The organism is Mucilaginibacter celer, assembly GCF_003576455.2.
Classification (GTDB): Bacteria; Bacteroidota; Bacteroidia; order Sphingobacteriales; family Sphingobacteriaceae; genus Mucilaginibacter; species Mucilaginibacter celer.
In genome coordinates, this window is sequence record NZ_CP032869.1 from 5,047,656 (window position 1) to 5,066,194 (window position 18,539).

The following is an 18,539-nucleotide window of genomic DNA, read 5'->3' on the forward strand; positions in this document are numbered from 1 at the left end:
CTTACCAAGGATATTTGGCCTTGCAAGTTCAAGGCACTACCGCGTACCTGCTGTTGGAAGAAAGGGCGAAATTACGATCTGAGCAAACTGTTCTTATACACGCCGCAGCTGTTGGTGTGGCTATTGGTGGCCCCATCAAATAAAGACTGAATTTTATAGACCGCCTTTCTTGTCAGAAAGCCAGCCAAGGTGTGTATGCTTGAAATGATCTGCGTATTTTAGCCCGTAGCCCATCATCCTGTCGAATGCAGAATGCGCAAATAACAGTATGCCTATCGCTGTCAAAATATGGTTTTCGGCGAAAAATCCGGTGGCGGCGATCAATAAGGCCAGGCCTTTATGGTGAAACAGGTTGTAAGTAAATGCACCGACACTGGTATTCAGCAGATAACCCAGCATCCCGATATCGGGGCTGAAGAACAGCAATAACCATATCCAGAAAGAGAGGCCCAGGTTGTAGTATATTAATCCATAGATACCTAACACCGTCATCGCTGCTTCTTCCAATAGGAGCGTAATTTTCATGTGATCTTTCATAACCATCTGTTTTATATTTTTTGATGGTTCAAAGTTGGGGGTAAAAACAAGGCTTTACGCTTGACAAAAATCAAGAAAGTGTTTTTCGGCGGATGCGGCTGAACGTTTCCGGGGTCATGCCAATCATGGAGGCCAGGTACTGCAGTGGCACCAGGTTAAATAGTTCGCGCTGCTGTTCGAACAACAACTGGTACCGCTCTTCGGCCGATAAGGAGATTTGATTAAATATGCGGTTTTCCAGGGTGATAAAACATTTACCGATAAACAGTTTTTCAAGCTCATGCCATTTAGGGATCAATTTTCCGATGGCCGTGTATTGCTGATGATCTATCGTAAAGAGCCGGCAGTCCGTAAGTGCCTGAATATTCCATCTGGCTTCTTCCCTAAAAAGGAACCCTGACAAATCAGTCAAAAAATATCCTTTCGTACCGATCCACTGGGTCACTTCCCGGTCCGGAAGGTTGGCATAAACACGGAATAGGCCGTCCTGTATAAAACTTAGTTTATTGCAATATTTCCCGGTCTTCTGGTAGAATTCGCCTTTAGCATAACGCTCTTCTTTAAATAATCCGGCAAGCTGTTTACAATCAGCCACATCGATGCAGAAGTAATGATGCAGGTAATTTTCTAATTCGCTCATTTAGCTTAAAGCTATGACATTTTTACCAATACCTATGCATAAGGTTATGATCAGCAAAGATCCAAGCTTAATATTTATACCCGTTTACCAGTAGCTATATTCCGAACATTCCTAAATGATTTTGGAAATTAACCTGGTTATTGAGATGAAATCCATCATAAAGGTGCCGCCTGGATCGCGGCACCTTTATCGGAGTTATCATCATAGCTCAGTTCTCCGAAGGCTTTACCCATCTATCCTTTGCAAATGCCAGCGCATACATCAACGCTCCGCCGATCATATTGGTGATGCGGAATACATTGAGCAATTCCATCGGGTCAGCGGCTTTAGGCAGATGTATAAGCACGATCACCAGTAAAAGGTAAACTGCCAGGAGCATAGCGGCCAGTTGATCATATTTACCGACAGCGCAGCTGATGATGAACAGCAACAGACAGATCCCGGTAAAGTAATTGATGAAATACGGGAAAGGAAAGTAAGTAGGCACATACTTGTCTACGCCTACTTTTGCCAGGAAAAGATGTAAAAACACGTAGAATGAAAAGGAAAATACGAACAGCCATTTTCCTGATTTTAAGATCCTATCCATATGCCTGGATTTAATTTGTAGGAAATGGGATCAAAGCCCTGATCTCGACGCTGCTGTTAGGGTACTTCAGGATGGGACAGGCTTTACTGAGTTCCCGGACTTCTTCCAGGCTATCGCCTTTGCAAATCAGGTATCCTGTTACCATCACGTGTTCGGCTTCCCGGTGCGCTCCCTCAGTAGCGGCCTCTTTGGAAACAATTGAACCTGCGAACTCGATCGGAGCTGTAGAGATCAGTTTGCCCTGCATAGCGATTTGCCCGATCCATCCCTGCCAGAGGGGCATATCATTAGCCATGTCTTCGGTTTTGGTTAAATAGCCTTCGGCTCCCGTGCTGTTTCTGAATAATAAAAGGTACTCCTTCATAAAATGCTTTTTTAATGTTGAATACCCGAAGTTCTTCATTGGCAAGGTTTTCGGTGTTGACAAATGTCAACGTTTTAAATTCGTGCTTTCAGGCGGCTGAAGGTTTCCTGTGAGATGCCGAGATAAGAGCCGATCAGTTTGCTTGATAAGCGGCTCATTAGCGTGGGGCGATATTCCATCAGCCACTTGATCCGATCAAGTGCGGTGAGTGACACGAAGGTATTGATCCGGTAAACAGAATTAGCATAGGATGCTTCGAGGATCTGCTTATAAACTTTGTCAAACTGGGGTACCGTTTCCATCAATTGCTGAAATCCCGCGCGGTTAATAGCCATCAAAACGCTATGTTCCACAGCTTTGATATGCTCTGTCGCGGGTTGCCCGCTACCGAAACTGATCAGATCTGTGCACCAATTTTCTTCGGTCACGATATCCCTTGTGGTTTCATTGAGGTCTGCATCGTAAACAAATACCTGTAAACATCCGCTGGCGATGAAATATACCTGATCGCATGGACCACCTTTTTCTACCAACAGGCTTCCCCGCTTAACGTGCAGCTCTTTAAAGTAAGTTAAAACCTGTCCCAGGTTTTCAGTATCCTTACCAAGCCTGTTTATGATGTGTTGTCTTAATATATCGATCATCTGCATGATTTTGCTAAGACACTAATATAATGAATGTGATAGAGAAACCGCGCCGGTGCCGAATGCCGCAATCGCCCTGGATATTATTTGCTTGAGGTCACCATGATCGTAAATAGTGCGATAACGATGGTCAGATGCGCGATAAGCCACACTTTTTGGAAAAGAGGACGCTTTTGAAAGGGCATCTGTGGGTTAAAGGGGTCAAATACCAACGCCAGCCCGGCAAAAACGGTTGCCTGCGAAATGTCATGCCGGAAAAGGAACACGATGCTGATCAGGCTAAACAAGATATAACCGGGTTTATTAATGTTGATCGTACGTTGACTGGTTTGAACTGGTGTTTCCATGATTTGTTTTTTTACAATTAGTATCGCTTTCAGGCACAGAAATTACAATAGGTCCAAATTATTTTCAACTTCTAATTCTTCAATGTTTTTTTTCAGGGCATCAAGATACTGACCGAAGCTACGCTTGCTCATCCACCTGGCCAATTGATGACAAAGCGGGACCAACACCGCTACCACAATAATAAACAGTAGCCAGACGACAGGCTTGCTCATAAAGGCTGCAACTGATTTGCCTGAGCCTATTGCCCCACCCAGCATAAATCCGCCCGCCGCACTTACGGGGTAGATCAATAAGGCCATACGGGCTTGTGAGCGTGTCCAGCTTACAATGGATTGCCGCTGCCGTTTGAGTTCTTGCAAAACAGACCCGTTCGAAAAAATATCGGTCCTGATACTTCGGTATTGGGTAAATGCCGTACTTAAAGCCCATAGCGAAAAAACCATCACCAGGCCTAAGGCAAGCCTTACCTGCCAGTAATCAAAACAAATAATAATGATGATATAGGCACAGCAAACCATTAAGCCAAACGCCATGTTGATCAATAGGTTCTGTTTGATCTTGATCAATGGGTTGTGGGACCGGATTTGGGGTATCGCGGAAAAATTGATCATATCAGCTAATTCATTGTCCGGATGCTGCTCCAGCATTTTCCAGTTTTTATTGTCAGTACTCATTTTGTTTTTTTAATAGGTTGGATAACTGCTGTTTGCTTCGATAGAGTTTCACCGCCACATGGTTAATAGATATACCGATGATATCTGCGATCTCCGCGTTTTCATAACCGTCCAAATGCATCGATATGATAGCCCTGTCAGTTTCTTTCAACGTTCGTATAGCATAGCGTAATTGTTCGGCTTCATCTTTGGGCGCTGCATTACTATCCACAACCTGTGCATATTGGTCCAATGATTCTTTATAATCAATCCGGTTTGATCTGCGTTTATACGTAAAAATGGTGTTCAGGCAAATACGGTACAACCAGGTGCTGAATTTGGCATCACCGCGGTACGATGGCCAGCTTTTCCAGGTATTCAGCAAAATTTCCTGGTACAAATCTTTTTTTTCTTCGGCATCCGCAGCATAAATGCCTACCAGCTTGTATATGATACCCTGGTTTTCCCTGATCTGCTGTAAAAATTCCGTTTCGCTCACGCTAACACTATAAGTAATAACAGTTAACCTCTAATTATTTACAAGCAGTCCCGAAGCCTTTCTCAGGCTATATTTATAAACCGAACCAGCTGCTTTTCGTGTATGATATTCATTCCTCATACCGTAAATCACCTTAACGATAAATTACTTCGATGACTATTAGTAACACTTAGCTGAATAAAATTACAGCTTATCCTTTTTGATGTCCGGAATTGTTGCGGCCAATCTTCATTCACTTTTATTCTGCTGATCGTAGTTCCGGGCATATTAATTCCCTTCGCGGCTATCTACCTGATAGTTCACTTAAGTCAAAACTATATTGCAATTGTTGATTACAATATTCCCACAATGCTTTTCGGTGTCTAACTTTTTCGGCCATAGCCGTGTCGTAGTTAAACAGGATATGTTACCTAATACTTCACTGGCTTTAGTTACAAAGCTATTAGCTAAACATCAACATCATCAATAAAAAATGTTTTCTGAAAATGAAATTTAAAACCTTTCTGAATTAATACAAAATTAAACTATTTATTAAAATATAGTATGTAATTGAATTATATTTGACTTAACAATTCAAATTAACCTGTTTCCGGAAGTACCAAATGTTAAAACCAAAGCATATTGATCACACTATTCCTGTTAAAAAATCTTCTGTTGCTGTAATAGGTTCCGGATTTTCCGGCCTGAGTGCAGCCGCCTATTTAGCCAAAGCAGGACACCGCGTCAATGTTTATGAAAAAAACATTGAAATAGGAGGCCGCTCCCGTCAAATGGTTGAGGAAGGTTACACGTTTGATATGGGTCCGAGCTGGTATTGGATGCCGGAAGTGTTTGAGAACTTCTTCAATGATTTCGGTTATAAAGCGTCCGATTTTTATGAATTGAAACAACTTGATCCTGGGTTTACTGTTGTTTTTGGAAAAAGCGATGTGCTAAATATACCTGCGGACTACGCTGCTTTGGAATCGCTTTTTGAATCAATAGAGCATGGAAGCGCCGTCCAGCTTAAGCTTTTCTTAGAAGAAGCCGCCTATAAATATCGCACGGGGATGAATAAATTGGTTCATAAACCAGGCCTTTCTTTATTGGAGTTTGCCGATTGGGATCTGATCAAAGGAGTTTTCAGACTACAGGTTTTTACTTCTTTTAGTAAGCATGTACGGCGATTTTTTAAAGATCCTCGTTTAATTACATTAATGGAGTTTCCGGTGCTTTTCCTGGGCGCGATGCCACAAGATACGCCTGCTTTATACAGTTTAATGAATTATGCCGGATTAAAACTCGGTACATGGTATCCTAAAGGCGGTTTTGGCAAAGTCATCGAAGGCATGCAAAAAGTATGCGAAGCACATGGCGTTGTTTTTCATACCAACTCACCGGTAAGCCATTTACAGGTTGCGAATGGAAAGATCGAAAAGGTTGGCACTAAACATGGCGAAGATGATTACGATGGCGTTATTGCATCGGCAGACTATCATCATGTGGAGCAACAATTACTTGATGAAGCCAACAGGAACTATAGTGCCGACTATTGGGAAAAAAGGGTAATCGCTCCGTCAAGCCTGATCTTTTATTTGGGTGTAAATCGTAAGATCGAAAAACTTGAACATCATACTTTGTTTTTTGATGCGGATTTAAAGCTGCATGCGACAGAAATTTACAAAGATCCAAAATGGCCTACAAAGCCGCTTTTTTATGTTTGCTGCCCTTCAAAATCGGATGATAGTGTAGCCCCAGATGGACATGAAAATCTATTCATCCTTATGCCGCTGGCACCGGGTATACAAGATACCGAGGCGTTGAGAGCGGAATATTTTGAATTGATTATGGAACGGCTCGAAGCTTATACCGGAGTGCCGATCAGAACCGCGATTGATTATAAGAAAAGTTACTGTGTGAATGACTTCAAAACAGATTATAATTCTTTTAAAGGGAACGCTTACGGCCTGGCCAACACGCTAATGCAAACCGCTCACCTTAAACCTTCCATCAAAAATAAAAAGGTAAAAAACCTCTTTTACACCGGGCAACTCACTGTTCCGGGCCCGGGGGTGCCACCTTCAATTATTTCAGGTAAGGTTTCTTCTAAATTGCTTATTCAATATCTCAACCATAAATGAAAGAACGATTTGATACCTTATCTGCTACGTGCAGCAGGGAAACAACCCGGCTTTATAGTACCAGCTTTTCGCTGGGGATATTATTTTTTAACAAGGAAGTACGTAATCCTATACATGCCATTTACGGCTTTGTGAGATTAGCCGATGAGATTGTAGATAGTTTCCATGATTACCCGAAATCACTTATGCTTGCCGAATTGAAGGCGGATACCTTCACGGCTATCGAGCGTGGCATCAGTATCAACCCGGTAATTAATTCATTTCAACAGGTAGTTAACCGGTACAAAATTGAACATCACCTCATTACGCAGTTTTTAAACAGTATGGAGATGGACCTTGGTGAACAATTTTATGATGCAGAAAAATACGATCAGTATATTATGGGTTCTGCCCAGGTAGTGGGGCTGATGTGCCTGCACGTATTCACCAACGGTAATAAAGACGAGTTTGAGCGCTTGAGAATGCCTGCGATGAAATTGGGATCAGCTTTTCAAAAAGTGAATTTTCTCAGGGATGTAAACGCCGATTATCAGCAACTGAATCGCACCTACTTTCCGGATGTTAACCTGTCTGCCTTCTCTGATGAGAATAAGCGTGCTATTGAACAGGATATTCTTTCAGAACTTAACGAAGCCCTGGAAGGGATCAGGGAGTTGCCGCGTTCATGCCGCAAGGGTGTTTACCTGGCTTACGTTTATTATAAAAAACTATTCGGGAAGATAGCGAAAGTACCGGCCGAAAAAGTGATGTCGGAAAGGATACGGGTATCAAACGGGCACAAGTTTTATTTAATGTTTGATTCATTGGTAAGGTACAAGTTGAATGTGCTTTAAATCATGATGAAATATCTGGTAACCTAAATAAATAAAAATTGGAAGATAACATAATTATAGTTGATACAGCCGGTAACGCTATTGGTGAAATAAATAAGATGGATGCTCATATTTCGGGAACGCTGCACCGCGCCTTCTCTGTTTTTGTATTTAACAGCAAAGGCCAATTGCTGCTTCAGCAAAGGGCTTTGGATAAATACCATTCGGGCGGGCTTTGGACTAACACGTGCTGCAGTCATCCGCGTGCAGGTGAATTTACGCCGGATGCAGCTCATAGACGTTTGCAGGAAGAAATGGGTATGGATTGTGAACTGACCGAGTTATTTCAGTTCAGCTATCGTCATGAATTTGCGAACGGGTTAATCGAAAATGAATACGACCATGTTTTTATGGGCATCAGTGATGAGTTGCCGTTGCCCAATCCTGCAGAGGTGGCCGGTTTCAGGTATATAGATACAGATCTGTTAATTTTTGAATTATTGGAACAGCCTGAGCAATATACAGCCTGGTTTAAAATATGCCTGGAACAAGTATTGGAAATCTACCGTCAAATTATTTAAAATGAACTTGCTCATTAACATTGCTATTATATTATCCGCATTTTCAGGAATGGAAGGTATTGCGTGGTTAACCCACAAATATGTGATGCATGGTATTTTCTGGCCGCTGCACCGTGATCACCACCTGAAAGAACATTATGGCTTTCTGGAACGTAACGACTTGTTCTTCCTGATCTTTGCGCTTCCGGGCATTGCCTGCCTTGCGGCAGGAACGCTATATCATTTGCCGGTATGCACTTGCATCGGCATAGGCATAACGCTTTATGGCGCTTGTTACTTTTTTGTACACGACCTGTTTATCCATCAGCGGATAAAAGTGCTGCGTAATTCAGAAAACCGTTACCTGAAAGCCATCCGCCGGGCGCATAAAATGCACCATAAGCATACCGGTAAATATGACGGCGAAAGCTTCGGTATGTTATGGGTATCCTGGAAATATTTCCGTAACACTTCAAAAAACAACCCGGCATGAGATTTACCTATCTGCTGATCGATATTTTTTCGGTGCTGGTGCCCTTTCTTTTTTCATTTCACCCCAGCCTGAAGTTTTATAAAAACTGGCGTTCACTTTTCCCGGCAATGATCATAACAGGGGCAGTATTTATTGCCTGGGATATGTATTTCACTCACTTGAAAATATGGGGCTTTAATCCTGTTTACCTAACAGGCATCTACATCGGTAACTTGCCTGTTGAAGAAGTGTTGTTCTTTTTTTGTATCCCTTACTCATGTGTGTTCACTTATGCCTGTTTATATGTAATGATCAAAAAAAACATATCTGCCCGTTATCAGATTATCATTAGCTCATTACTAATAGCCTTTTCTTTATTTATGGCAATCTGGTTTCATAAACAGGATTATACGTGTTATACTTTCGCTGCTTTAACTATCTTACTTTTTACCGCGCAGTTTATTTTAAAAGTAAGCTGGCTGTCAATATTTTATAATGCTTACTTGCTATTGTTACTTCCTTTTCTCATTGTGAATGGTTTGCTGACTGGCACGGGCCTGCAAAACCCGGTAGTTTGGTACAACCCGGCACATATTATAGGCTTACGTATTTTGACCATTCCTGTTGAGGATATCTTTTATGGAATGGACTTGATCTTACTTAATGTAATGATTTATACGGGTTTAAGCTCGAGGTCTTACCCTTGGTTTAAAAATCAGCGAAAAGCGATAAATAGCAAAAGCTCTTTAACTTATGTTAAAACAATTTCATGATAAAAAACGAAATATTGAATGACTTAACTTTAGCGCAGGTGGTAACTGATCTGGAGCAGGATCATTATAATGCTGCCTTTGACACACCTCTCCGTCCAGACGCTTTTGAACTGGACGATGATACCAAAATGGAACTGATTGCCAAACATTTTACAGCGATCATGGAAACTTTGGGGATGGATCTTGAAGATGACAGTTTGAAAGACACGCCTAAGCGGGTGGCTAAAATGTACGTGAAGGAGATCTTCAGCGGCTTGAATCCCGCTAATAAACCCAAACCCACTTTATTCAAAAATCCATTCAAGTATAACCAGATGCTGGTGGAACGGAATATTGCTGTATTTAGTAACTGTGAGCACCACTTTGTACCTATCGTAGGTAAAGCCCACATTGCCTATATCAGTAACGGGCAGGTGATCGGTTTATCAAAGCTGAACAGGATTGTTCAGTATTGTTCGCAAAGACCGCAGGTGCAGGAAAGGCTCACAATGCAGATAGCCAATATGCTCAAAGAAGCATTGGGCACAGAAGATGTAGCGGTTATCATAGACGCGCACCATCATTGTGTATCCAGCCGTGGCATTCGGGACGCAGGCAGCACCACGCTTACCGCTGAATACAGCGGGAAGTTTTTAAGTATCGAAACTAAGAATGAATTTTTAAGGTATATCGGATCATGAATTTCAACGGAAAAAATATCCTGGTAGTCGGTGGCAGTTCCGGCATCGGCCTGTCGCTGATTAAATTGCTTCATCAGCGGCAAGCCAATATTTATACGATATCAAGATCGGCATCAGCCGAGTGGCCGGAAGATGTACATTTTTTAAAAGCCGACGTTTTAGAAAATTTGGATGCCGTGGAAATGTTCCTTCCTGATCAATTGCACGGCCTGGTTTACTCGGTTGGCAGCATTACGCTGAAACCGTTCAACAGGTTAACCGATGAAGACTTTTTGAAGGATTTCCAGCTGAATGTTTTAGGTGCAGCACGTATGATCCGGCAAGCTATTAAACCTATAAAAAATGCCGCCGGTTCATCCATTGTGCTGATCAGCTCTGTTGCCGCCAAAACAGGGATGCCTTACCATGCCAGTATTGCAGCGGCAAAAGGTGCAGTTGAAGGTATGGCCCTATCTCTGGCAGCCGAGCTTGCCATCCAGCAGGTTAGGGTTAACGTGGTTGCACCCTCGTTAACAGATACACCACTCGCTCAAACCTTGTTGAGCACAGCCGAAAAAAGGGAAGCCTCAGCTAAACGCCATCCTTTAGGAAAGATAGGACAACCCGAAGATATCAGTCGGCTGATCGCCTTTTTATTATCGGATGACGCCAGCTGGATGACCGGGCAGGTTATCGGCATGGATGGTGGCTTAGGTAAATTAAAAACAAGTTAAAATGCAGAATATAAAAAGCGAACAGATCTATCAGATGGAGAAGCAATACCGAACAAGCCTGATCAATAGTTTGATTGGCTACAGGGCTTTGAATCTTTTGGGCACAACCAGTAATGATGGTATCACCAACTTGTGTATCATCAGTTCTGTTTTCCATTTGGGTGCCAACCCGCCGCTTATCGGAATGGTGATCCGGCCTGAACGTGAGCACAATGATACGCTGCGTAATATCAGGTCAACAGGACAATACACCCTCAATAACGTGCTGCCCGAATGGTACATGCAGGCACACCAAACCAGTGCAAGTTATCCTTCGGGCGTTTCTGAATTTGATGCCTGCCATTTCAAAAAGCACTATGTGAATGGCTTTAAAGCGCCTTTTGTTGCAGCATCCAACATACGCATAGGGTTGGAACTGCGCGAGATGATTGATATGGAAGTTAACGGAACAACCATTGTAATTGGTGAAATAGTTCATATCCTTACAGAAAACGGATTGATCGGGCCGGATGGAACAGCTGATCACGGTAAAGCAAGAACCATGACCGTGGCCGGTTTGGATACTTATTATCTTCCGCAACCCGTTGGGCAACTTGCCTATGCCAAGCCCGGTGTTGAACCTCATCTAATAAATACACATGTCAACTTCAATACATAAGCGATGAAAAAAGACGCGGAAGTGATTATTATAGGTGCGGGAATAGCCGGCTTAACAGCTGCCAAAATATTAAAAGCTGCCGGAAAATCCGTTTTGGTTTTGGAGGCCTCCGATGGAGTGGGTGGCAGAGTACGAACAGATGAGATAGATGGCTACCTGCTCGACCGGGGTTTCCAGGTTTTTCTGACAGCTTATCCCGAAGCCAAAAAACTATTAGATTACAAGGCGCTGGAATTATGCAAATTTGATCCCGGCGCGATTATTTTGAAGAGGGAGGGCATCACTACTTTGGGAGATCCGGCCAGGCAACCAGGGTCGATAGTGAGTACTTTGCTGTCTTCAGCGGCGACATTTACCGATAAATTACGCATGCTCCGGTTAAAGCTAAAATTGGCTGGTAAAAGTATCGACCAGATATTTTCAGAACCGGAGATCACCACTACAGAATACCTGAAAAAAGAAGGTTTTAGCGGAACGATCATGAACCAGTTTTTCCGGCCCTTTATGACAGGGATCTTTCTCGAAGACAGGCTAAGTACCTCCAGCAGAATGTTTGAGTTTGTTTTTAAAATGTTTAGCGAGGGCAATGCTGCTGTCCCAGCCAAAGGAATGGGCATGATACCTAAACAACTTGCCGAATGCCTTTCTTCACAGGAACTGCTGTTTCATCAAAATGTATCAGCAGTTAATGGCGGCTCGGTAACAACAACAGATGGGGTTGTATATCAGGCTAACTATGTTTTGATCGCTACCGATCCTTTACGTTCCCCCATACGTAATAGAAATTCGAACATTGAACGCCATTCTGTGAGCAATATGTATTTCACCGCTAAAAAAAGGCCGTTTGAAAAGCCTCTTATAGCTTTAAATACGTTACCGGGAAAAATCGTAAATAACATAGCGGTAATGGATCGCATTTCCACCCGGTATTCTGAAAACGGTGATACTTTAATTTCACTGTCGCTGATCGGGGATCATTCTAAAGCCAACCAAAACGAACTCCAGGAAAATGTGGTTAACGAATTGAAATTCTGGTATCCCGAAGCCGTCAGCTGGAAGCATTTAAAAACCTACCATATTGATTATGCGCTGCCCAATGACGACCACGTAACTAATGACCCTGATTATACAACCATGTTGGTAAATGCCCAATGCTTCACTTGTGGGGATTATTTGATGAATGGCTCGATTAATGCGGCTATGAAAAGTGGCAGGCTGGCTGCAGAGGCCATGATAAATACCATGTTTTAATGATCAATCATAATTTATATAGCACTGAACTTTTAGACCGTAAACGGCTGTTGGGCGACGCGCAGGCAGATGAGTTTATACGTTATGTTTTTAGCGATCCGGCAAAGAAAAAGCAATTACAGGACTGGATGAGTGGCGCTTCCGGTACTTTACATTTGAATTTATTACAAGATGCCTTTCCGGGTTTTGCCTTTATTGATAAAGCTACAGAACTACCTACATGGGCACAGCCACGGCTCATGAAAACCGGCGCTGTTTTCTTTGCCCGGCACTCTGAGATCATTATGAGTTTACTCGGGTTGCTATCATTGCCCTATTGTTATAATGCAGCCAATGGCGCAATGGTGCTATACTTGTCAGAGCTGATCCGCAAGCAAACAACCAAAAGGCTTTTTGATACCGCTGTTTTTGTTTGGGAAGTAATGGGGCCGGATGCTTTCAGTAAAGACGGAAGTGCTTTTGAAGAAATTTTAAAAGTGCGGATCATGCATGCGGCCGTTCGTTACTACACGCTGCAAAGCGGCAAATGGAACGATAGCTGGGGATTGCCCATCAACCAGGAAGACATGGCCGGAACAAACCTGTCATTTTCGCTGATCGTAATTCGCGGGTTACGAATGCTCGGTTACAGCGTAAGCCAGGAAGATCAGGCAGCGTTTATGCATATCTGGGCGGTAGTAGGTTACTTATCGGGCTTAGATGAAGATCTGATCCCCGAAAATTCAAAAATGGCGCAGCAACTTGATAACGCTATTAAACGAAGGCAATTCGCTGTTTCTGCGCATGGGCAGGAATTAACCGGATCGTTAACTGCTCATATCCTTTCGGTGAATAAAAGCAAGGCGACGGCTAACGATATCCTTGGCTTAATGCGTTACCTGCTTGGAAAAGAAATGGCGGATATGCTGGCTATCAATGCGCCTGAACTGCCCGCTTATAAATTGACGCTGATCAAAACGCTGAACCTGTTGAGAAGCTTTAAGCCGCAGGGAGACGCTAAGCAAAATTACCGGGCGGCTTACGCTGCATTCAAAACTCAAAACCCGGAACTCGCTAAAAGAAACTAAATTTGAAAATTGTCTGTATGCTTAATTTTATAAAAACATGAAATCATACCAACTTATTCACCAACTGATCGATCTTGTAGCCGAACTGGAAAAAGAAAACCAGGGACGGGAAGCGTCTTTGCAGGATTTTACAGGTTTTTTGCTGAATAAAGTTGGTGACCCTGCAGGTAATAATCATAGTAATGAAGTTAGGTTCGGCGCTAATGACAGCGCCGCTTTGGATATTGCCTATCAGCTGGATAATAATATCGGCCGCTTGTTTGTTTTTATGAGCCGCTATGCGAAATCGTATATAAAAAAAGCGCTGGAAGGCACGCCCCTGCAAACCGCCGAGGATTTTACCGCCCTGGCGATCCTTTTAACGCATACCCACTTGTCAAAAAGTGAACTGATCAGCTATAATCTACAGGAAAAAACATCGGGTATGGAGGTGCTCAGACGTTTGATCGCCCACGGTTTGGTAAGACAATGGGACGGTGAAAAGGATAAAAGAAGTAAACATATTGCCATTACGGATAAGGGAAAAATATTATTATTTCAGGTATTCGAACATACCAGCTATGTGGGTACGATCATCACCGGAAGACTGACGATTGCTGAGAAATTCACGTTACAATATCTTTTACAAAAACTGGAAAAATTTCATTTGGGGCATTACGAAAAGAAGAGCATTATTAACAAGGAAGACCTTAAAAAAATAGCAGTAGAAATTGCTTCGGAACAATGAGGAAACTTCAAAAGAGCAGGGAAAAGTATGGTCAATGGCTCCTTATTCGCCAATGCCGGCTTCCCTAACCTAGATTAAATCAAACATCTTTAATAAGCTTGATTTCAATGTATTTATGCATTATCAAATAATGTATTTGCTATCTTTCCGGTTAGATTTGCGTCCCCATTGAATTTTCGGGAAAGCTTGATCATGCTACTCCGTGCGATTTGGAGCACCGGGTTCTGTAAGCAATTAAGAAAATTGAAATTAGTAATTAATAAATTACTATGGTCATACTGTTGTATAATACGGAGAAGTTGACCAGGTGATTCCGTGGCAAATTGACCACCTAAAGTGCTGGCGAACGAGCGCAGCGAACGCTGTAGAAGCGTTGTCAAAAGTAGTTATTTAAAGTGTGTTTTGCAGATAGCTTTTTTCGGGCTCTGCCGGCCTTCTTTTTCTCATCGACTCTCCCTTAAGTTCCATCCGGTGCGCATCATGCACGATACGGTCAAGGATAGCATCAGCGATCGTCTTTTCACCAATGACCTCATACCATTTACTGACCGGCAGTTGAGAGGTAATGATCAATGACGTTTTACCGTGCCTGTCCTCAATGATCTCCATCAGTGCAGCCCTGCTCTGCGCATCAAAAGGCTGTATACCGAAGTCATCCAGGATCAGTAGTTGCTGGCGTTCCAGTTTGGCGACATCCTTCATATAGGAACCATCTGCCTTAGCCATCTTCAGCTTAGCAAAGAGCTTGGGTGTGCTGGCATAGAACACGCGGTAACCCAGTATGCAGGCTTGGTGTCCGATAGCAGAAGCGATATAGCTTTTGCCGATACCGGTGCTGCCTGTGATCAACAGGTTCTCATTCCGGTCAATAAAGTGGCAGTCTGCCAGGCGCATTACCTGATTGCGGTCGATACTACGGTCGGCATGGTAGTGGATGTTCTCTACCGAGGCCTTATAGCGGAACTTAGCATACATGATCGTACGCTCTATGCGCCTGTTCTGCCGGTCGTCCCATTCGGCCTCTACCAGGTGGGCCAGCAGTTCATCAGTAGTGTATTCAGCGGTCTGGCCCGTTTCCAGGCAGCTTTTAAAGGCATGGTACATGCCAAAGAACTTCAGCTTGCGAAGTTTGTCCAAGGTGTTCGTGTTCATATCGATCTATTTATTAATGGTTATTTATAGTAGTTCTCTCCACGGATATTGTCATGGCTGGGCATAGGCAGTTCGTCAGCAAATAAGCTATCCTCGTAGCTGTCCATCTTGTTCTCCAGTATCTGCTGTATGGTCTTGTAGTTATAAACGCCATAACCGAGTGCACGCCTGCAAGCGCTGGCCAGCCTTTCGTTACCTGCCTTACGCGCCAGGCTGAGGATACCGATACAGGAGCGGTAAGCTTGTTCCGGGTGTTGCTTCCGGTCCAGTATCTTCAGGATGTAAAGCCTCACATCCTCATGAATGGATGCCGCCCATTCCAGGAACTTATCTGGTGTCCATTCGGTCATAAAGCGGTGTGTCGAAGCCAGGTGGTCTTTATCCGTAGTATAGCTGTAAGGGCTTTTGATACGCCTGTGCATGGCAATGCGTTCGTAGTGGTAATAGACCTCTACGTTGGTGCGGGAATACAGCAGTTTGACCTTCCTGCCGATGAAGCGGTACGGTACGCTGTAGTAGTGTTTGTCGATACCAAGACAAACATGCCCGTTCTTCATTACGGTGGCCTGGTGCTGCCGTTTGAACTCATAACGTAATGCCGGTAATGGCGAGAGAGCCTGGCGTTCTATCTCCTCGAACTGGAGCTTTCTGCTGTAATTGCGGCCTTTCAGCGGCTGGCTGTTATGTGCTTCTAAAGCGGCTTTGACCGCTGTGTTCAGTTCTGCAAGGGTATGATAGGCCTCTTTGCGAACAGGTGCGTAGATACGGCTGTAAACGATCTTAACAGCTCCTTCTACCAGTGCTTTGTCGCGAGGGCGGTACGCCCTCGCTGGTAAGATGGTCGTTCCGTAATGGTCGGCAAAGTCGGCAAAGGTCTCGTTCAGTGTTGGCTCATAGCGGTTGCTTTTGGTAACGGCAGCCTTCAGGTTGTCGGGAACGATGGCGGCAGGTACGCCGCCATAAAAGTGCAGGGCATTCTCGCAGGCTGCTATAAAGTCTTCTTTCTGCTGGCTCAGCACAGCTTCTACGTAAGTTAGCTGACTGGCACCAAGGATAGCAACGAACACCTCGGCCTCGATGACCTCACCGGTATCCTTGTCCGTTATGCTTAGCTTTTCACCGGCAAAATCCACATACAGCTTATCACCGGCTTTATGATCCAGGTGCATCGTGGGGTTCACGCGGGCTTTCCACTGGTTGTAATAAAAGCAGAACTGGGTGTACTTGAACCCGTCAGGGAACTCTTTGATATAAGCTTCCCACAGGATGCGGCGGTTCATGCCGACACGCTTTAACTCTTTATCTATCTGCGGGAAACAGCGCTGCAGGGCCACCATGCGCTTGTCCGGGGGGCGTTCACTGCTTTTGCCAAAGAAGTCCTCCAGCTCTTTAACATTAAGGGTATTGATCTCTTCGAACGTAAAGCCGCTGGCATCGAACGCAACAAGGTACTTCTTTGCGGTATTGCGTGACACGCCGGACTGGGCCGCTATCGATAGCTTGCTGCGGCCCTGGCTGTACATCCTTAGGATCTGTCTTATCTTACTCATGCTTATCGTAGTGTTGGCCATTAGTGAAGTTGTTAAACCTCAAAAATAGGCCTGCTTCTACAGCATAAGTGGCTCGTTCGGGGTGGTCACTTTCCCGCGGAATCAGGTGGTCACTTTCCTCCGAAATCAGGTGGTCAATATCAGCGAATTCTCCAACTTTGCACGCATTGCAGAACAAAGGGTTGGTGGCCATTAATACCAGCAATATCAGCGCGGTTCACCGGAGACGCTTAACTAAGAATGGTTTCTTGAAGGAAGTTCTTAAAGGCTGGTACATTCCTTCAAGTCCTGATGAAACGCAAGACGATAGTACTTCATGGTACGCAAACTACTGGGATTTCTGTAGTCGATATATCACCGAAAAATACGGTGATGAATATATCGTTTCGCCTGATCTGTCTTTACAGTTCCATTCCGGTAACCAAACAGTTCCCGTTCAACTGGTTATTCGTTCCCCGGAGGCATCCAACTTTAAAACAGACCTACAGCACCATACTTCATTGTTTCACATGAGAGGCGAATTGCCGCCGGTAGAGCATCGTGAAAAGCAGAATGGAATAATGATTTATTCCCTGCCGGCAGCATTAGTTTTTTCCGGTCAATCTATATTTACTCAAAACCCGACAGACGCAAGAGCCGCATTAGCGATGATTGGCGACTCATCTGAAGTATTGTCCATCCTGCTTAAGGGAGGTCACACGACTATTGCCGGAAGACTTTGCGGCTCTTTCCGGAATATTTGAAGGGATCGGATTGCCGATGATATCTTTAAGGCCATGAAAGCTGCGGATTACGAGGTTAGGGAAACCGACCCATTTGAGGAAAAAGTGGGTGTAAAGCTTTCCTTTAGGTAACGATCACCCTATGCCAACAGGATCAGACTTATGTGGAACACCATGCGTAGCACTATAATAGAGTTGTTCCCGAAATCGCCTGGAATACCCAGCGATAAAGCAGCTTATCTCCAGGCAGTCGAGGACGTATATGTTACCGACGCCTACCATTCTTTATCTATTGAGCGATACAGGGTAACGCCGAAACTGATAGAAAGGGTCAGAAGCGGGCAATGGAACAGTGAGGCGAATAAAGAAGATCGTCACCAAAAGGATGCCATGGCTGCAAGGGGTTACTGGCAGGCGTTCCAGGTCGTTAAAGAAAGCATTCATAAAATATTGGATGGTGCAAATGTCGGCACCGTCGCTGACGAAGACCACCGGGATTGGTACCGCGAACTGTTTGCCCCAAGCGTAGCGGCAGGCATCTTAAACGCAGGTGACCTGGCAGGTTACCGAACGCATCAGGTATATATCGGCGGCTCCAAACATGTGCCTTTAAATGTGCCCGCATTACGCGATGCCATGCCCTTACTGTTTGAACTTTTAGCAAATGAACCTGAAACGTCCGTTAGAGCGGTATTGGGTCATTTTATCTTTGTAAATATCCATCCGTATATGGACGGAAATGGCAGGATGGGAAGGTTAATGATGAACGTGATGCTGGCCTCAGGCGGTTATCCCTGGACTGTTATTCCGGTAGAAAAACGGGCGGCATATATGAGTGCGTTGGAAGCCGCAAGCGTTTCCGGGAACATCACACCGTTTGCTAAATTTATTGCCGAACTGGTACAATTAGGTATGGACGGCAAGCCTGCTGCAACTCTGGAAAATGCGAAATAAACGGAGCCGTTTGCAGTCTATTAAATTAAATCACCACCAATAAATATAAACTGG

Annotated in this window: 23 protein-coding genes; 13 read left to right on the top strand and 10 right to left on the bottom strand. The window is 44.0% G+C overall.

The annotated features are described in order from the left end of the window. Window positions 1-153 precede the first annotated feature (153 nt). The 8 genes from HYN43_RS20715 to HYN43_RS20750 all read right to left on the bottom strand — a co-directional run bounded on the left by HYN43_RS20715 (window position 154) and on the right by HYN43_RS20750 (window position 4,274). On the bottom strand, window positions 154-537 hold the full coding sequence (locus tag HYN43_RS20715) for a DUF4260 domain-containing protein (protein WP_205589796.1): 384 nt from the start codon (window positions 535-537) through the stop codon (window positions 154-156). Between the two features lie 70 nt (window positions 538-607). Then, a complete protein-coding gene (locus HYN43_RS20720) occupies window positions 608-1,177 on the bottom strand; it encodes a Crp/Fnr family transcriptional regulator (RefSeq protein ID WP_119411133.1) in 570 nt (189 codons plus the stop codon). Window positions 1,178-1,385: 208 nt separating this feature from the next. Next, window positions 1,386-1,766, bottom strand: coding sequence for a hypothetical protein (locus HYN43_RS20725; RefSeq protein ID WP_119411134.1), 381 nt, complete (start codon window positions 1,764-1,766; stop codon window positions 1,386-1,388). A 10-nt stretch (window positions 1,767-1,776) separates the two neighbouring features. Next, window positions 1,777-2,130, bottom strand: coding sequence for a YciI family protein (locus HYN43_RS20730; RefSeq protein WP_119411315.1), 354 nt, complete (start codon window positions 2,128-2,130; stop codon window positions 1,777-1,779). A 74-nt stretch (window positions 2,131-2,204) separates the two neighbouring features. Further along, window positions 2,205-2,780: a Crp/Fnr family transcriptional regulator gene (locus HYN43_RS20735; RefSeq protein ID WP_205589797.1), complete on the bottom strand. Its 576-nt coding sequence runs from the start codon at window positions 2,778-2,780 to the stop codon at window positions 2,205-2,207. A 77-nt stretch (window positions 2,781-2,857) separates the two neighbouring features. Then, window positions 2,858-3,121 carry a hypothetical protein gene (locus HYN43_RS20740; protein ID WP_119411135.1) on the bottom strand — a complete coding sequence of 88 codons (264 nt, stop codon included), beginning with the start codon at window positions 3,119-3,121 and terminating at the stop codon, window positions 2,858-2,860. A 42-nt stretch (window positions 3,122-3,163) separates the two neighbouring features. Beyond that, on the bottom strand, window positions 3,164-3,796 hold the full coding sequence (locus HYN43_RS20745; RefSeq protein ID WP_119411136.1) for a hypothetical protein: 633 nt from the start codon (window positions 3,794-3,796) through the stop codon (window positions 3,164-3,166). Then, the gene (locus HYN43_RS20750; RefSeq protein ID WP_162996565.1) at window positions 3,786-4,274 is read right to left on the bottom strand and encodes an RNA polymerase sigma factor; all 489 of its coding nucleotides are present in this window, start codon (window positions 4,272-4,274) and stop codon (window positions 3,786-3,788) included. The genes HYN43_RS20745 and HYN43_RS20750 overlap by 11 nt, the downstream gene beginning before the upstream one ends. Before the next feature lie 602 nt (window positions 4,275-4,876). On the opposite strand from HYN43_RS20750, the gene HYN43_RS20755 reads away from it, so the two are divergent. From HYN43_RS20755 to HYN43_RS20805, 11 genes are read left to right on the top strand one after another with little or no spacing between them, the layout of a single operon-like run. Next, window positions 4,877-6,394 carry a phytoene desaturase family protein gene (locus HYN43_RS20755; protein ID WP_119411138.1) on the top strand — a complete coding sequence of 506 codons (1,518 nt, stop codon included), beginning with the start codon at window positions 4,877-4,879 and terminating at the stop codon, window positions 6,392-6,394. Beyond that, a complete protein-coding gene (locus tag HYN43_RS20760) occupies window positions 6,391-7,227 on the top strand; it encodes a phytoene/squalene synthase family protein (protein ID WP_119411139.1) in 837 nt (278 codons plus the stop codon). Before HYN43_RS20755 ends, HYN43_RS20760 begins: the two co-directional genes overlap by 4 nt. A gap of 38 nt (window positions 7,228-7,265) precedes the next feature. Next, window positions 7,266-7,787, top strand: a complete 522-nt coding sequence (gene idi, locus HYN43_RS20765) for an isopentenyl-diphosphate Delta-isomerase (protein WP_119411140.1) — start codon at window positions 7,266-7,268, stop codon at window positions 7,785-7,787. Between the two features lies 1 nt (window position 7,788). Next, window positions 7,789-8,259, top strand: a complete 471-nt coding sequence (locus HYN43_RS20770; protein ID WP_119411141.1) for a sterol desaturase family protein — start codon at window positions 7,789-7,791, stop codon at window positions 8,257-8,259. Beyond that, window positions 8,256-9,011, top strand: coding sequence for a lycopene cyclase domain-containing protein (locus tag HYN43_RS20775; protein ID WP_119411142.1), 756 nt, complete (start codon window positions 8,256-8,258; stop codon window positions 9,009-9,011). The genes HYN43_RS20770 and HYN43_RS20775 overlap by 4 nt, the downstream gene beginning before the upstream one ends. Next, window positions 9,008-9,691 (top strand): GTP cyclohydrolase I FolE, encoded by a 684-nt coding sequence (gene folE / locus HYN43_RS20780; protein ID WP_119411143.1) that lies wholly within the window; start codon window positions 9,008-9,010, stop codon window positions 9,689-9,691. Before HYN43_RS20775 ends, folE begins: the two co-directional genes overlap by 4 nt. Continuing rightward, window positions 9,688-10,404: an SDR family NAD(P)-dependent oxidoreductase gene (locus HYN43_RS20785; RefSeq protein WP_119411144.1), complete on the top strand. Its 717-nt coding sequence runs from the start codon at window positions 9,688-9,690 to the stop codon at window positions 10,402-10,404. Before folE ends, HYN43_RS20785 begins: the two co-directional genes overlap by 4 nt. Before the next feature lies 1 nt (window position 10,405). Continuing rightward, on the top strand, window positions 10,406-11,062 hold the full coding sequence (locus HYN43_RS20790; protein ID WP_119411145.1) for a flavin reductase family protein: 657 nt from the start codon (window positions 10,406-10,408) through the stop codon (window positions 11,060-11,062). Window positions 11,063-11,065: 3 nt separating this feature from the next. Continuing rightward, window positions 11,066-12,313 carry an NAD(P)/FAD-dependent oxidoreductase gene (locus tag HYN43_RS20795; RefSeq protein ID WP_119411146.1) on the top strand — a complete coding sequence of 416 codons (1,248 nt, stop codon included), beginning with the start codon at window positions 11,066-11,068 and terminating at the stop codon, window positions 12,311-12,313. Next, on the top strand, window positions 12,313-13,380 hold the full coding sequence (locus HYN43_RS20800; protein ID WP_119411147.1) for an oxygenase MpaB family protein: 1,068 nt from the start codon (window positions 12,313-12,315) through the stop codon (window positions 13,378-13,380). The genes HYN43_RS20795 and HYN43_RS20800 overlap by 1 nt, the downstream gene beginning before the upstream one ends. 37 nt (window positions 13,381-13,417) lie before the next feature. Further along, window positions 13,418-14,107, top strand: a complete 690-nt coding sequence (locus HYN43_RS20805) for a MarR family winged helix-turn-helix transcriptional regulator (RefSeq protein ID WP_119411148.1) — start codon at window positions 13,418-13,420, stop codon at window positions 14,105-14,107. 390 nt (window positions 14,108-14,497) lie between these two features. Here HYN43_RS20805 and istB read toward each other — a convergent pair whose 3' ends face one another. Beyond that, window positions 14,498-15,259, bottom strand: a complete 762-nt coding sequence (istB, locus tag HYN43_RS20810) for an IS21-like element helper ATPase IstB (protein WP_119407387.1) — start codon at window positions 15,257-15,259, stop codon at window positions 14,498-14,500. A gap of 20 nt (window positions 15,260-15,279) precedes the next feature. Then, window positions 15,280-16,809 (bottom strand): IS21 family transposase, encoded by a 1,530-nt coding sequence (gene istA, locus HYN43_RS20815; protein ID WP_245446965.1) that lies wholly within the window; start codon window positions 16,807-16,809, stop codon window positions 15,280-15,282. A 167-nt stretch (window positions 16,810-16,976) separates the two neighbouring features. On the opposite strand from istA, the gene HYN43_RS30650 reads away from it, so the two are divergent. Further along, window positions 16,977-17,552: a hypothetical protein gene (locus tag HYN43_RS30650; protein ID WP_205589798.1), complete on the top strand. Its 576-nt coding sequence runs from the start codon at window positions 16,977-16,979 to the stop codon at window positions 17,550-17,552. A 153-nt stretch (window positions 17,553-17,705) separates the two neighbouring features. Continuing rightward, window positions 17,706-18,485, top strand: a complete 780-nt coding sequence (locus tag HYN43_RS30655) for a Fic family protein (RefSeq protein WP_205589799.1) — start codon at window positions 17,706-17,708, stop codon at window positions 18,483-18,485. Window positions 18,486-18,539 lie beyond the last annotated feature (54 nt).